This window comes from Pseudomonas sp. W15Feb34 (genome assembly GCF_023127765.1).
GTDB classification, from domain to species: Bacteria; Pseudomonadota; Gammaproteobacteria; order Pseudomonadales; family Pseudomonadaceae; genus Aquipseudomonas; species Aquipseudomonas synxantha_A.
Genome location: NZ_SPKN01000031.1, coordinates 1 through 14,883, shown reverse-complemented (window position 1 = coordinate 14,883; position 14,883 = coordinate 1). Strand labels below are relative to the sequence as shown.

Annotated in this window: 10 protein-coding genes; 5 read left to right on the top strand and 5 right to left on the bottom strand. The window is 61.2% G+C overall.

The window, feature by feature from the left end; genetic code table 11:
- Positions 1 to 14: 14 nt before the first annotated feature.
- Complete coding sequence (locus tag E4O97_RS15660) at positions 15 to 1,373, bottom strand: glutamine synthetase family protein (protein WP_005788943.1); 1,359 nt, start codon at positions 1,371 to 1,373, stop codon at positions 15 to 17.
- Between the two features lie 138 nt (positions 1,374 to 1,511).
- Here E4O97_RS15660 and E4O97_RS15655 point away from each other — a divergent pair, with 138 nt between their 5' ends.
- On the top strand, positions 1,512 to 2,408 hold the full coding sequence (locus E4O97_RS15655; protein ID WP_248161667.1) for a helix-turn-helix domain-containing protein: 897 nt from the start codon (positions 1,512 to 1,514) through the stop codon (positions 2,406 to 2,408).
- Between the two features lie 319 nt (positions 2,409 to 2,727).
- A complete protein-coding gene (locus E4O97_RS15650) occupies positions 2,728 to 4,890 on the top strand; it encodes a TonB-dependent siderophore receptor (RefSeq protein WP_248161665.1) in 2,163 nt (720 codons plus the stop codon).
- Here the strand turns inward: E4O97_RS15650 and E4O97_RS15645 are convergent.
- Positions 4,880 to 6,010 carry an MFS transporter gene (locus tag E4O97_RS15645; protein ID WP_248161663.1) on the bottom strand — a complete coding sequence of 377 codons (1,131 nt, stop codon included), beginning with the start codon at positions 6,008 to 6,010 and terminating at the stop codon, positions 4,880 to 4,882. The two genes, E4O97_RS15650 and E4O97_RS15645, sit on opposite strands and share 11 nt — an antisense overlap.
- A 98-nt stretch (positions 6,011 to 6,108) precedes the next feature.
- Between E4O97_RS15645 and E4O97_RS15640 the strand changes: the two genes are divergently transcribed.
- Positions 6,109 to 6,879, top strand: a complete 771-nt coding sequence (locus tag E4O97_RS15640) for a helix-turn-helix transcriptional regulator (protein ID WP_078821164.1) — start codon at positions 6,109 to 6,111, stop codon at positions 6,877 to 6,879.
- 4 nt (positions 6,880 to 6,883) lie between these two features.
- Here E4O97_RS15640 and E4O97_RS15635 read toward each other — a convergent pair whose 3' ends face one another.
- The 3 genes from E4O97_RS15635 to E4O97_RS15625 form a co-directional block, all read right to left on the bottom strand.
- Positions 6,884 to 7,321, bottom strand: coding sequence for a carboxymuconolactone decarboxylase family protein (locus E4O97_RS15635; protein WP_005788953.1), 438 nt, complete (start codon positions 7,319 to 7,321; stop codon positions 6,884 to 6,886).
- Between the two features lie 93 nt (positions 7,322 to 7,414).
- Positions 7,415 to 8,860 (bottom strand): mechanosensitive ion channel family protein, encoded by a 1,446-nt coding sequence (locus E4O97_RS15630; protein WP_032880754.1) that lies wholly within the window; start codon positions 8,858 to 8,860, stop codon positions 7,415 to 7,417.
- A gap of 180 nt (positions 8,861 to 9,040) precedes the next feature.
- A complete protein-coding gene (locus E4O97_RS15625) occupies positions 9,041 to 9,907 on the bottom strand; it encodes a pirin family protein (protein WP_216091593.1) in 867 nt (288 codons plus the stop codon).
- A gap of 643 nt (positions 9,908 to 10,550) precedes the next feature.
- Here E4O97_RS15625 and E4O97_RS15620 point away from each other — a divergent pair.
- A complete protein-coding gene (locus E4O97_RS15620; protein WP_248161661.1) occupies positions 10,551 to 11,654 on the top strand; it encodes an efflux RND transporter periplasmic adaptor subunit in 1,104 nt (367 codons plus the stop codon).
- A gap of 2 nt (positions 11,655 to 11,656) precedes the next feature.
- On the top strand, positions 11,657 to 14,731 hold the full coding sequence (locus E4O97_RS15615) for an efflux RND transporter permease subunit (protein ID WP_216091595.1): 3,075 nt from the start codon (positions 11,657 to 11,659) through the stop codon (positions 14,729 to 14,731).
- Positions 14,732 to 14,883 lie beyond the last annotated feature (152 nt).

Here is a 14,883-nt window from a genome sequence, read left to right as displayed (position 1 = left end):
CTTTTATCGTTGTTTTAGACGCTCAACAGCAGGAATTCACGTTCCCAGGAACTGATCACCCGCTTGAAATTCTCATGCTCGGCGCGCTTGACCGCGACGTAGCCGCGCACGAATTTTTCGCCCAGGTATTGCTTGACTGTGTCGCAGTCTTCCATGCGTGCCAGGGCATCCTCGAGGGTGAACGGCAGGCGCAGGTTGCGGCGCTCATAGGCACGGCCTTCCACCGGCGCACTGGGCTCGATCTGCTCGATCATGCCCAGGTAGCCACACAACAAGCTGGCGGCGATCGCCAGGTAGGGATTGGCATCGGCACCCGGCAAGCGGTTTTCCACGCGCATCGCCTCGGGGCTGGAAGTCGGCACGCGCAGGCCGACGGTGCGGTTTTCTTCACCCCATTCGACGTTGACCGGCGCCGAGGTGTCCGGCAAAAAGCGCCTGAACGAGTTCACGTTGGGTGCAAACATCGGCAGCAGCTTGGGGATGTACTTCTGCAGGCCGCCGATGTGATGCAGGAATAACGGGCTCATGTTGCCGTCGGCATCGACGAACACCGGTTTTCCGGTGGCAATTTCCACCACGCTCTGGTGCAGGTGCATGGCGCTGCCGGGTTCGTCGGCCACCGGCTTGGCCATGAACGTAGCGGCCACGTTGTGCTTGAGCGCGGCCTCGCGCAGGGTGCGCTTGAACACAGTGATCTGATCGGCCAGGTCCAGGGCGTCGCCGTGACGGAAGTTGATCTCCATCTGCGCCGGGCCGTCTTCGTGGATCAGTGTGTCGAGGTCCAGGCCCTGGGCTTCGCACCAGTCGTAGACGTCTTCGAACAGCGGGTCGAATTCGTTGGCGGCATCGATGGAAAATGACTGGCGCCCGGTTTCGGCACGCCCCGAACGACCGATGGGGGTTTTCAACGGCAGGTCCGGGTCTTCGCAGCGCTGGGTCAGGTAGAACTCCATTTCCGGCGCGACAATCGGCTGCCAGCCCTGGTCGGTGTACAGCTGCAGGACTTTTTTCAGCACATTGCGCGGCGACAGTTCAATCGGGTTGCCCTGTTTGTCGAAGGTGTCGTGGATCACGATGGCGGTGGGCTCGATGGCCCAGGGCACCACGTAGGTGGCGTTGGCCACCGGACGGCAGATCATGTCGATATCAGCCGGGTCCAGCAGGTCGTAGTAGATGTCGTCGTCGACAAAGTCCCCGGTTACCGTTTGCAGCAGCACACTTTCCGGCAGGCGCATGCCTCGCTCATGCAGGAACTTGTTGGTGGGTGCAATTTTGCCGCGCGCAATGCCAGTCAAGTCACTGATCACGCATTCGACTTCGGTAATCTTGTGTTCTTTCAGCCAGGTGGAGAGCTGATCGAAGGGGGCATTCATAAGGACCTCGTCTTGGGTGGGATGCGGCGCCGGCTTGTACAGTCGACACATTGAGGTCTATCTTGGGCCGGCCTTGAAACGGCATCTATCCACTTTGCACGCAGTACAACGCACCAATAGAGTGCGCACGGATCCCCCATGACACAGGCAACCGCTTTGCGCGTACAGGCCTTCGCTACCGGCGATGTGACCGCCCAATGCAGTGCGACACCCGGTTGGGTGCAGCACTACCAGCAAATGTCCCCCGGACATTTTGCCGGGCGCGTGCGCTACCTCGACCTGCAAGGCGTGCAGGTGTACGAAGAATGTATGAACACCCGCGTGGAACAGCACTTCAACGCGCCGCCAGGCTCGCTGTCGTTCTGCTTCGATGGCAGCGACAACGCGCTGTACCTGCTTAACGGCGAAAGCCGCAATACCTGGATCACCCCGCAGAACTACCGCGAGGTAGCGGTGGTGTTCGGCCCGCAGTTCGTGCAGCGCCATGGGCTGGACATGGCCAGACTGGAAGGGTTGTTCATGGCGCCACTGGCCTGTCAGCAAAACGCGCTGTTCACTCGCTGGCTCAGCGGAACCCTTACGCGCCTGTCGGCACTGACCGACCCCATCAGCCGTGATGCCCTGACCCAGCAGTTGCTCGACGATTGCCTGTTTATCCTCGACAACGCCTGCGTGTGCCTGGACGGCAGCTCCTTGCAAAAACGCAATGAAGAACGCCGGTTGATGGCACGTATCGGTGAATGGGCGGCGGATGCACCGGATGAAACTGCCAACCTGTTGGAGCTGGCGCAGATTGCGGGTGTGCCGTTGCGCCAATTGCAACAAGGGTTCAAGACCTACACCGGGATGAGTCCGGCGCAGTGGTTGCGGTTGCGTCGGTTGAATGGGGCGCGGCGGGAGCTATTGAATGGCGCGGATACCACCGTGGCCGAGGTGGCGATGAATTGGTCGTTCTGGCATCTGGGGCGGTTTTCCAACAGCTATCGAGCACTATTCAAGGAACTGCCCAGCGAAACCCTCAAGCGCTCACGTTGAAACGCATTCAAAAAGGTGGGAGGGGGCTTGCCCCCGATGAGGGAGTGTCAGCCAATACATCTGGGGCTGGCCCACCGCCATCGGGGGCAAGCCCTCCCACCTTTAACCAGACCGAGTACATATCCATTGTGCTGTAACGGCCACTATCGGTTCCGCCCACCGGCGGGTCACCTTGCAAAAGCGGCAAAGTAATCAAATGTTCTTGCCCCTCCACTCGGCACCTCGCCCAGGCTAGGTGTGCGCGAGTACCGAACGCTTGTAAAACCTGGCCGTTATGCCTAGCTTATGCGCCCCCGCCCCGCGCTATAAGGCCCTGCCCATGGTTCTGCGTTTTCGACCCGTCGTCACTTCACGTTTTGCCCTCGGCCTGCTGCTCAGTGGCGGCATCGGCAGCAGCCTGGCCGCCGAGATCCAATTGCCGGCGGTGAAGGTCCAGGGCCTGGATGAGTCCGGTTACCGCAATGAAACCGCTTCGGTGGGCGGTTTCAATGAAGCACCATTGCTCGACACTCCGGCCTCGATCACGGTGATCAACGCAGCCTTGATCAAGGACCAGCAGGCACGCTTGCTCAGTGAAGTGCTGCGCAACGATGCCTCGGTGGGCGACAGTTACGCGCCCATCGGCTATTACGAAAACTTCGTGGTGCGCGGCTTCTCGCTGAATGCGGCCAGCAGCTACAAGATCAACGGGCGCACCATCACAGGCGAGCAGAACGTCGCTCTGGAAAACAAGCAGCAGGTGGAAGTGCTCAAGGGCCTGGCCGGTTTGCAGAGCGGCATTTCCGAGCCCAGTGGCGTGATCAACTACGTGACCAAGCGGCCGGAGGACGTGCGTTCGGTAACGGTGTCTACCGATGATCGCGGCAGCGGTTATATCGCCACCGATGTCGGCGGCTGGTTTGGCAGCGAGCAGCAGTTCGGCCTGCGTGCCAACGTCGCCCATGAAGACCTCAATTCCTATGTGGAACACGCCAATGGCCAGCGCGATTTCCTGTCCCTGGCCTTTGACTGGAACATCAGCCCCGACGCCGTGCTGCAACTGGATGCCGAGTACCAGAACAAGCAACAACGTTCGGTACCGGGGTATCAACTGTTGGGGGGTACGGAAGTGCCCCATGACGCCTCGCCGAAAAAGCTGCTGGGGCATCAGACTGGCGGCAAGCAGGTGGGGATTGATTCGCTGAACCTCAACGGCAAGTTCGAGTACCGTTTCAGCGACCAGTGGAAAGGTAATATCAGTGCGGCGCGCAGCAAGGTGGTGATTGACGATTACAGCTCGTTTGCGTGGGGCTGCTACGGGTCGGCCAGTTGCAGTTCAACAAGCGTACCGAACTACTTCAGCCCCGAAGGCAATTACGACGTCTACGATTACCGCAGCCCTGACGACACTCGCCGCGACGACGAAATCCAGGCGGCCATGACCGGCCTGTTCGACACCGGTAGCATAGGCCACGAACTGACGTTTGGCACCAGCGCCTTTCGCCGGGTGATCGACAAACGCAAGTCGGTCAACGAATTTATCGGCACCGCCAATATCGACGAACGAGTTCCGAGTTTTCCCCCTACCGACAAACCGCTGAACGACAGCCACCGCAACCTCGACAGCCGCCAGTACGGCCTGTTCGTCACTGACCGCATCCGCTTCAACGAGCAATGGCAAACCATCCTCGGTGGCCGTGAAGTACGCCTGGATGAAAAAGCCTTTGACGGCGTCACCGGCAACCAGACACGCCACACCCAACAATACGTGTTCCTGCCCCAGGCCTCGCTGATCTACAAACCAGTGGACAACGTGTCGCTGTACACCAGCTACAGCAAGGGCCTGTCACTGGGTGGCACGGCGCCGTGGTTCGCAAAAAACCAGGATGAAACCCTCGCCCCCACCGTCTCCCGTCAAATCGAAGCCGGGGTTAAATACGACTGGCGCCGCATCAGCTTTGCCGCTGCCGTGTTCCAGACGCGCCAGGCTTACCAATACGCCAAGCCCGAGGGTGACGGTTTCACCTACCTGCAGCAAGGCCAGCAGAAGAACACCGGCCTGGAACTGTCCGCCAACGGCTGGGCCACCGACCGCCTGCAAATCGCAACCAGCGTGGCAGCGATTCGAGCGCGGGTCAGCGGCAGCGGCACACCGGACTATGAAGGCCACCAGGCGATCAACGTGCCCAAGCTGCGCGCCAGCCTGTACGCCGACTATGCCTTGCCGTGGGTCAATGGCCTGGCGGTACTGGGCGGCGTGCAATACAGCGCCAAGAAATACGCCAATCGCACCGGTAATGTACAGGTGGGTGATTACGCGGTGGTCAATGTCGGCAGCCGTTACACCACCAAGGTCGATGGGTACGAGACGGTGTTTCGCCTGAGCGTCGACAACCTGTTCGACAAGCGTTACTGGCGCGACGCAGGCGAGTACATGGGCGATGACTACCTGTTCCAGGGCGCACCGCTGACGGCGCGCCTGAGTGCATCGGTCAACTTCTGAAGACCCGCGGCGTTGCCAGCCACAACGCCGCCAAGCTGCATACCAACAGGCTCCAGCCAAGGTCCTGGGTCCATGCCACCAGGGTCAGCCCGCCACCAATCACCAGGTAATACAGCAAGCCAAACAACGCGGCGGCAGTGCCGAGGCGATCGCGGTAGTCGACTAACGCGCCGCCGAGCACGTTGGGTATCGCCATGCCGAATGCCAGCACCACCAGCAACATCGGCCATACCAATAACCAGCTGTGTTGCAGGGCCAGTACCAGCAGGCTCCCCACCACCGCCACTGCAGCAGCGACAAACACCAATTGATCGCTGTCCATACCACGCTTGAGCAAGGTTTTGTTCAGCCACGCCCCCAGGCCGGACCCCAACGCCAGCAGCACGCCGCTGTAGCCGAACTCGGCAGTGGAGCGCCCCAGGTGCGCGAAGATAAACGGCCCCACGCTGTAATAGCTGAACAGCGCAATATTGAAGGCTGCCACCAATCCGACCGAGCGCCAGATTCCGGCATCCTTGAGCATCAATCCGAGTGTCTGGCCAAGGGCGGCCGTGGGCAACGATGCCGGGCGTGTTTCCGGCAGGGCCCACAGGCACCAGGCCCACAACCCCAGTGCGAGCAGCAGCAACGTGCCAAGCACGCCGCGATAGCCGAAGCACTCCACCAGGCTCGCACCGCTGAATAACCCGATGGCGGGGCTGGCCGCCAGCGCAATGCCCATCAGCGAAAACACCTGGGCCAGTCCAGCGCCGTGGAACCGGTCACGCAACACGGTCTGCGTGACCACCGACCCCACCGCCGCACCGAAAGCAGCACACGCCTGGGCCAGCAACAAACCGCTGAAGGTAGTCACATTCAAGGCCAGCGCCGAGGCTCCTGCATAAATCCCAAGCCCGATCAGCATCACGGGCCGCCGCCCCCAACGATCGCTCAAGCGCCCCCATACCACTACACCAAAAGCGAAGGCCAGGAAGTACACCGACAGTGTCTGCCCCGCCCGCTCAGGCTCGACCGCGAACACCCGGCCGATATCGCCCAGGGCCGGGCTGTACAGGGTCTGGGCCAATTGCGGGAACATCAGCAAGGCCATCGTCAGCATCAGCAAATTTCCAGCCTTCATCACCAGGTCCATCCATAAAAACAATGGACGAATTCTAGGCCGCGCCAACTGGGGTATTATCCAGACTTCGACATTTTATCCATGAAATCGGACAAACCATGGCTTGGCTCGAAGCGACTGCGTCTTTCAATCCCGACGCGTTTGCCGCTCCCGTGATCGGCATCGCTGCGGTGCTGGGCAATCACGACTCCGGCATGCATCGCCACCAGCGCGGGCAGTTGCTGTTCACCCAGCAAGGTTGCACGCGTATCACACTGGACACCCAGCTGTGCCTGCTGCCGCCCACCCGCGCTGCCTGGATACCTTGCGGCCTGCCTCATCGCGCGGTGATGCAGCACGCGGTCGATTACCGGTCGGTGTACGTGAGCGCGGCCCTGGCCGGGCAGTTACCCGCGCAGGTGCGAGTGATCCAAGTGAGTACCTTGCTGCGGGCCGTACTGGAACCGATGGCTATGGCACCCTTCGAGACCGATTGGCACACCGGCCGCTATGCCCACTTGCTTGGGCTGTGCCTGGACGAAATCCGCCACGCGGTCGAGCAGCCCCTGCTCCTGCCGTTGCCGCAAGACAAGCGCCTGGCACCCTTGCTGGCCCAACTCGACCGCTTGCCACCGACATTGCAGGAACTGGAGCAGCACATTGGCGCCAGCACCAAGACCATTGGCCGGATTTTCCTCAAGGAAACCGGCCTGGGGTATCAGCAGTGGCGCCAACAGTGGCGACTGATGCGGGTGATCGAACTGCTCGCCACCGGGCGCAGCCTGGGCTACTGCGCCTTTGAACTGGGCTTTGCCAGCGACAGTGCGTTGATCGCCTTTTTCAAAGGCATGACCGGCAGCACCCCGCGTGGTTATTTCAAAGCCAACTGATGCCTTACTTGGGCATCTTGCGAAACCCCACCGCCAGGCGATTCCAGCTGTTGATGGTGGCGATGGCCACGCTCAGGTCGACTTGCTCCTGTGGGCTGAATTCGGCGGCCAGGGCGTTGAAGTCTTCATCCGGGGCGTGGGTGTGGCTGAGCAGGGTCAGGCTTTCGGCCCAGGCCAGGGCGGCGCGTTCACGTGGGGTGAAAAATGGCGTTTCGCGCCAGGCCGACAGGGTGTACAGACGCCGCTCGGTCTCGCCGCCTTTGCGCGCATCGGCGGTGTGCATGTCGAGGCAGAACGCGCAGCCGTTGATTTGCGAGACGCGCAGGCGCACCAGTTCCAGCAGTGGCAATTCGATGGAGAGTTTGCCTACCGCCGCTTCCAGGGCGAGCATGGCTTTCATCGCGTCTGGGGAAGCGGTGTAGAAATCGGTACGGGTTTGCATGATGAGACTCCAGAACGTTGGGACAGGTGCGCAGAGTAATCAGCGCAGCGTTCTGGAGAAATAGCCAATCCGGGCGAAGAACAGGTGACCAATCTACAGGCCACGCTTCCTCAGCCACTGGATGAAGCCCTTCTTGACCGGCACCACGGGTACGTCTTCGGTCAGGGCCTGGGCGGCATGGCGACGGAAATCCAGCAGCGCTTTCATGGCTTCGCCGATATCATGCCGAGCGTCCAGGCACGGCTTGAGGTATTCATTTTCGATGCGGTACAGCGTGCAGTAGGTCTTGGCCGAAAAATCCGCCAGTGCCGCCTGGTCGGAAAGGATGCCGGACTCACCGATCACCTCCCCCGGCCCCATGCGCCCGGCCTCGAACTTGTGCCCGTCCTTGATCAACAGCACCGAGACCACGCCAGACTCGATGATGAACAGGTGATCGCTGACCTCTCCCGCCGCCAGGATCATCTCACCGGCGCGGTAGGTGTGCAGGGTCATGTTCTGGCTGAAGGTGTCTTTTTCTTCCTGACGCAAGGTAGAGAAGATCGATGAGCGCTCAAGCAGAGCACGGGCGCCGGACACGGATGGCGGAGTGCTGCCTTCGGTGGAGGACAACAGCCCCACACCTGCCGCCTGCAAATGCCGATAGGCCAGGTCGTAAAGCTGGTTGCGTGTTTCACGCTTGAGGCCCATGGCCGGCACAAACCCACTGATTTCATATTCCACGCCGCCGCTGGTGGAGGCCTTGAACGCCACGCTTGGGGCGGGCTTGGCCAGCAGCGGCCGGCAGCCCTGCATGGCACGCTCCAGGGCCTCGATCACGGTTTGCGGGCGCGCATGGGGGCTGACTTGCAGGCTGACCGCCAGGCCGAACATGTCTGCCGGGCGCGAAAAGTTGATGATCTTGGCTTTGGCCGCCAGGGAATTGGGGATCACCGCCAGGCTGCCCTGGGACGTTTGCAGGCGCGTGGCGCGCCAGTCGATGTCGGTGACGCGGCCTTCAGTACCGTCGATGGAGATCCAGTCATCGATCTGGTAAGGCTTGGTGGTATTGAGGACGATCCCGGAAAACACATCGCTCAAGGTGCTTTGCAGCGCCAGGCCGACGATGATCGCCACGGCGCCGGAGGTGGCCAGCACGCCTTTGACCGGCAGGTCGAGCACATAGGCCATGGCGGCGATGATCGCGATCAGGAAAATCACCGCGCCCAGCAGGTCCTGCAATAAACGCCCGGTATGGCCGACCCGCTGCATCATCACCGCGCCGAGCAACACCGTAAGGGTGCGCGCCGCGAACAGCCACCAGCCGATCTGCAACGCCGTGGCGGCGAGGTGCAAGGTGGTGTCGTCGGCATAGGGCGCCGCTTGCATGGGGTTCATGCCGTCGTTGAACAACACGGCACTGAATACCGCAAAGATCACCAGCCGCGCCGCCAGTTTCCAATTGGCCAGGCTGGGGGAAATAAGGCGCCACACGGCAATGTCGATAAGGATCAACGCCACGGCGCACAACATCGGGTGATCAGCGATAAATGAGGGCATCCAGGCGACTCCAGGGCGAATGCCGAGAAGATCGCATGAAATAAGAACCCTGGGAACAAAATGTAGGAGCGAGCTTGCTCGCGAAAAACCACAACGATAACGCGTTCTGTCTGATTGAACGCAGTATGTTGAAGTTCTTCGCGAGCAAGCTCGCTCCTACAGGTTTTTTGCGGTGAACCGTCAGGCGTGCATCTGCCCGAACTTGCCCGATTGGAAGTCGGCGAACGCCTGGTGAATCTCCTGCTCGGTGTTCATCACGAACGGACCGTGGCCGACGATGGGCTCGTCGATGGGTTCACCGCTGAGCAGCAGCACCTTGGCGTCGTCATTGGACTCCAGGGTGATCTGATCACCGTCACGCTCGAACAACGCCAGTTGCCCTTGGCGCGCGACTTCTTTGCCGTTGACCAACACAGTGCCGCTGAGGATCACCAAGGCCGTGTTGCGCCCGGCGTGCAGGTCCAGCGTGACCGCCTTACCGGCGTTGAGGCGCAAGTCCCACACGTCAATCGGCGTAAAGGTGCGGGCCGGGCCCTGAGTACCGGCGAACTCACCGGCGATCAGGCGCAATTGCCCCGCGTCGTTAGCCAATGGCAGCACCGGGATATCGCCATCCACGATGGTCTGGTAACCGGCATCCGCCATTTTGTTCTTGGCCGGCAGGTTGACCCACAGTTGCACCATTTCCAGCGCCCCGCCGCTACGGGCGAAAGCTTGGGAGTGAAATTCCTCGTGGAGAATGCCCTTGGCTGCAGTCATCCATTGCACATCGCCCGGGCCGATTTTGCCGCCGGCACCGGTGGAATCGCGGTGCTCGACTTCGCCGTCGTAGACGATGGTCACGGTTTCAAAACCGCGATGCGGGTGTTGGCCGACGCCGCGACGCTGTTCAGTCGGGGTGAATTCAGCCGGGCCTGCGTGATCCAGCAACAGGAATGGGCTGATGTGCTTGCCCATGGTGTCGTAGGAAAACAGCGTGCGTACCGGGAAACCATCGCCGACCCAGTGGGCGCGGGGGCTGGTGTAGATACCAATTAGCTTCTTCATGATGTACCTCCAAAGTGAGTACAGCTTAATTCGCCTCACCTCTGAGCACTAGAGGGCAAAACTGGCCCTGATCGTTCTACATATAGAACAATTCTTTAGCCTGTAGGCGGGCTTGCCTGCGATGGTGGCTTGCCAGCCGACACCTACCTACCTGACACCCCGCGATCCAACTGTGGGAGCGGGCTTGCTCGCGAAGGCGGCCTTGCAGTCAACACAGTTAGATTGTGTACATATCCATTGCTGCGGTAACGGCCTCTTAGGGTTCCGCCTGACGGCGGGTCACTTTGGAAAAGAGCCGGAATGCCGGCCCAACCCAAAGTAACCAAAGGGCTCTTGCCCCACCACTCGGCACCTCGCCCAGGCTCGGTGTGCCCGTAATCCGCCAGCGTGGTTTAACGGGGCGCTTGAGATCAAAAGCAGATCAAGATCAAGAGCGGCTCGCTTCGCATCGTGGTTACCGTCAGCTGCTACAACCTACAAAAATATATAGATACCTATGCTGCTTTCGCGAACAAGCCCACAAGAGATCTGCGCACAACTGACTGGGAATATCCGGGGGCTGGATTAATTTATATTTCGACCATAATATGAGAAAAAATTATGCCCATAATTTTTTTGCCCTATGGTCACCCTGGAGTTCGTCATGCCCCCTCTCCCCCTGCGTCTTCTCACGCCCCTGGCCCTGTTGATGTTCCTCAATGGCTGCAACAGCAAGGCCGATACCGCCCAGGTGCGAGTGCCGCGCCCGGTACTCGCCGCCAAGGTCGAAGCAGCCGGCACCCAGCAAAGCGCCTATACCGGTGTAGTGGCCGCGCGCACGGTAAGCGACCTGGGCTTTCGGGTCAGCGGCAAGGTGATCGAACGCAAGGTCGACCCCGGCCAGCACGTCTCCCGTGGCGACACCCTGTTGGTGCTGGACATTGGCGACTTCGAACTGGCGCTGCGCTCGGCAAAAAACCGCGTCAACGCCGCCCAGGCCCAACTGCGCCAGCGCCGCGATGACGAAAACCGTTACCAGCGCCTGGCCAGTACCGGCGCGGTGTCGCGGCAGATCTTCGATCAGTCGGCCACTAACCTGCGCGTCGCCCAGGCCGAACTGGCCGCGGCGCAATCGGATGCCAGCCAGATCGAAAACCGTCGCACTTATTCAGTACTCAAGGCCGATGGCGACGGCATCATCACCGACGTGCTGGCCGATCGCGGCCAGGTGGTAGCCGAAGGGCAAATCGTGGCGCGCCTGGCCCATGACGGCGCCCGCGAAGCCATCGTCAATCTGCCGGAGAACCAGCGTGACCTGGCTACGCAAAAAGCCCTGGCGTTTCCCTTTGGCGCAGCGGACCAAGCCGTGACCGCCACCCTGCGCGAACTGTCCGCCAGCGCCGACCCCGTCACCCGCACCTACCGCGCACGTTATGTGCTGCAGGGTGCGGTCGAACGTTTCGCCCTCGGTTCCACCATCACCGTGCGCCTGCAAGGCAACGGCCAGCCCCTGCAAACCCGCGTACCCATTGGCGCCTTGCAGGATGCAGGGCAAGGCACGGGCGTATGGGTGATTGGCGACGATTTCAAACTCAGCTTCGCCCCGGTGAAGGTCGCCAGCCTCGGCCAGGAGGACGCCTTGCTTGACAGCGGCGTAACACCCGGCCAAACCATCGTCGCCCTCGGCGCTCACCTGTTGCACAGCGGCGATACGGTGCGCTTGCTGCCCTCCCAAGCGCTGGCCCTCAACCGTAAGCAGGATCAATGAGTATGCGCGGGATCAACCTCTCCGAACTGGCCGTCAAACACCGCGCTGTCACCCTGTTTTTGCTGATTGCGATCCTCTTCGCCGGGGTCTTCGCGTTCGGCAAGCTGGGCCGCGCCGAAGACCCCTCGTTCACCGTCAAGGTCATGACCATCACCGCCGCCTGGCCCGGCGCCACCGCCCAGGAGATGCAGGAGCAAGTGGCCGACCGCCTGGAAAAACGCTTGCAGGAGCTGGACTACTACGACCGTGTCGAGACCATCGCCCAGCCGGGTTTCGTGTCGATGCGCATGACCTTCCTCGAATCCACACGCCCGAGCGAGATCCAGGCGCTGTTCTATCAGACACGCAAAAAGCTCAGCGACGAAGCCGCGCAACTGCCCAAGGGCGTGATCGGGCCGTTTTTCAACGATGAATATTCCGATGTGTATTTCGCCTTGTATGCCCTGGAGGCAGAACACCTGCCCCACCGCCAGCAAGTACAAATGGCCGAGGAACTGCGCCAGGGCTTGCTCAACCTGCCGGGGGTAAAGAAGGTCAATATCCTTGGTGAACAGGCCCAGCGCGTGTTTGTGGAGTTTTCCTATGAGCGCCTGGCAACTCTGGGCATCAAGCCCGAGCAAATCTTCGCCGCCCTCGCCGCGCAAAACGCCGTGGCGCCCGCAGGCTTCGTCGAAACCGCCGGCGCCCGCGCCTACATACGCATCGACGGCGCCTTCGACAGCCTCGCGCTGATCGAAAACGTACCGCTGCAAGTCAATGGCCGCGTGCTGCGCATCGCTGATGTCGCCACGGTGAGCCGCGGATATGAAGACCCGCCCAGCTACCGCATCCGTCACCAGGGCGACCCCGCGCTGATGCTGGGTGTGATCATGGAAAAACACTGGAACGGCCTGGAACTGGACAAGAGCCTGCTGGCCCAGGAAGCCAGGATCCAGGCCGACCTGCCCTTGGGCGTGAACTTCGCCAAAGTCTCCGACCAGGCGAAAAACATCAGCCTGGCGGTCAACGAGTTCATGCTCAAATTCTTCGTCGCCCTGGCCGTGGTGATGCTGATCAGCCTGCTGGCCCTGGGCTTTCGCGTGGGGCTGGTAGTGGCGGCAGCCGTGCCGCTGACGCTCTCGATCGTGTTCGTGATCATGCTGGTCACCGGCCGTGAATTCGACCGCGTGACCCTCGGCGCACTGATCATTTCCCTGGGTTTGTTGGTGGACGACGCGATCATTGCCATCGAGATGATGGTGGTCAAACTCGAAGAAGGCTTTGATCGGATCCACGCGGCCACCTACGCCTGGAGTTCCACGGCGGCGCCGATGCTGACCGGGACCCTGGTCACCATCATCGGTTTTCTCCCGGTTGGGTTTGCGCGCTCCGGGGCGGGCGAGTACGCCGGGAATATTTTCTGGATCGTAGGTTTCGCGCTGATTTCATCCTGGCTGGTGGCCGTGGTGTTTACGCCTTACCTGGGCGTGAAGTTGTTGCCGCACATCAAGCCAGTCCCCGGCGGGCATGATGCGATTTATGCCGGGCGCTACTACCAGAAACTGCGCAGCCTGGTGGAGGCCTGCGTGCGCGGGCGCTGGCTGGTAACCGGGCTGGTGGTGGCCGCGTTCGTGCTGTGCGGCCTGGGTATGGCGGTGGTGAAGAAACAGTTCTTCCCCGACTCCGACCGCTCGGAGCTGATTCTTGAAGTGTATATGCCACCCGGCAGTGCATTTAAAAGCACCGAAGCGGTGGCAGCGCAAGTGGAGAAAGCCTTGTTGCAAGAGCCGCAGACCAGCATGGTGGACACGTATGTGGGCGGCGGTGCACCGCGGTTTTTCCTGTCGTTGAACCCTGAAATGCCCGACCCGGCGTTCGCCAAGCTGATCGTGCAAACCCCCGACTCCCACGCCCGCGATGCGCTGAAACTGCGTATGCGCGAGCGCATTGCGGCAGGCGAATTTCCATCGGCGCGGGTGCGGGTCACACAGCTCGTCTTCGGCCCGCCGGTGCCGTTCCCGGTGGTGTTTCGCGTCTCCGGGCCAGACCTCAATGTGCTGCGCGAGCTGTCTGAAGACGTGCGCCAGGTCGTGGCCGGCAACAAGCTGACCAGAGACACCTTCCTCGAATGGGGCGAGCGTGCCAGCGCTTATCGCCTGGTGCTGGACCAGGACCGCCTGCGCTTGCTGGGTTTTACCCCCGACGAGGTCAAGTCCCAGTTGAACGCCCTGCTCAGCGGCAACCCGATCACCGAAGTCCGCGAAGGCAACCGCACCGTCTCAGTGGTGGCCCGCGCCCAGGGCAGCCAACGCGAAGACCTTGCCAACCTCAATAACATGACGCTGACCAACAGCGCCGGTACGTCGGTGCCGCTGGCCCAGGTCGGACATTTCAAGGCGGTGATGGAAGAACCGATCCTCAAGCGCCGTGACCGCGCCACCACGGTGGAAGTGCGCGCCGACATCATCGACGGCGTGCAACCGCCCGATGTGGAAATGGCCGTGTACAAAGACCTGCAACCGCTGATCGCCAAGCTGCCCAGTGGTTACAAAATCGACATCGGCGGCCCGGTAGAGGAAAGCGCCAAGGCCAACGTGGCCCTGGCGGCGCTGTTCCCGATCATGATCCTGCTGACCCTCACGGTGATCATGTTCCAGGTGCGCTCGTTCGGCGTGATGTTCATGGTGTTCGCTACCGCGCCTCTGGGCCTGATCGGTGCAGTGCCGACCTTGTTGCTGTTCAACCAGCCATTCGGTTTCAACGCGATTCTCGGACTGATCGGCATCGGCGGCATCCTGATGCGCAACACGCTGATCTTTACCGACCAGATCCGCCAGAACCAGGATCACGGCATGGCGATTCGCGAGGCCATCATCGAAGCCACAGTGCGCCGTGCGCGCCCGGTAATCCTCACCGCACTGGCAGCGGCGCTGGCGTTTATTCCGCTGACGCTGTCAGTGTTCTGGTCGTCGCTGGCCTATGTGCTGATTGGCGGCGTGTTGGTGGGCACGGTGTTGACGCTGTTGTTCCTGCCGGCGCTGTGCAGCCTGGTGCTGCGCGACAAGGTTGCTGAAACTTCCCACGCAAGCGCCGGATAAGCTCTACTCCCCTGCCCTGAAAACCTCTGCAAAGTCCCTCGCCTGATTGAACAGTGCGAGGGATTGCAGATGGTTGTTTTCGTTAGAGCCCTGGTTGACAGGGCTGGCTCTTGATTCCGGTGATCGCTGGCTTTGTGTTGGCCCCCATGGAT

Excerpts from the sequence above, each read along its gene's own strand:
- E4O97_RS15650 (WP_248161665.1), top strand. The coding sequence starts at position 2,728 with ATGGTTCTGCGTTTTCGACCCGTCGTCACTTCACGTTTTGCCCTCGGC.
- E4O97_RS15630 (WP_032880754.1), bottom strand. The coding sequence starts at position 8,860 with ATGCCCTCATTTATCGCTGATCACCCGATGTTGTGCGCCGTGGCGTTG.
- E4O97_RS15635 (WP_005788953.1), bottom strand. The coding sequence starts at position 7,321 with ATGCAAACCCGTACCGATTTCTACACCGCTTCCCCAGACGCGATGAAA.
- E4O97_RS15625 (WP_216091593.1), bottom strand. The coding sequence starts at position 9,907 with ATGAAGAAGCTAATTGGTATCTACACCAGCCCCCGCGCCCACTGGGTC.
- E4O97_RS15645 (WP_248161663.1), bottom strand. The coding sequence starts at position 6,010 with ATGAAGGCTGGAAATTTGCTGATGCTGACGATGGCCTTGCTGATGTTC.
- E4O97_RS15655 (WP_248161667.1), top strand. The coding sequence starts at position 1,512 with ATGACACAGGCAACCGCTTTGCGCGTACAGGCCTTCGCTACCGGCGAT.
- E4O97_RS15615 (WP_216091595.1), top strand. The coding sequence starts at position 11,657 with ATGCGCGGGATCAACCTCTCCGAACTGGCCGTCAAACACCGCGCTGTC.
- E4O97_RS15660 (WP_005788943.1), bottom strand. The coding sequence starts at position 1,373 with ATGAATGCCCCCTTCGATCAGCTCTCCACCTGGCTGAAAGAACACAAG.
- E4O97_RS15640 (WP_078821164.1), top strand. The coding sequence starts at position 6,109 with ATGGCTTGGCTCGAAGCGACTGCGTCTTTCAATCCCGACGCGTTTGCC.
- E4O97_RS15620 (WP_248161661.1), top strand. The coding sequence starts at position 10,551 with ATGCCCCCTCTCCCCCTGCGTCTTCTCACGCCCCTGGCCCTGTTGATG.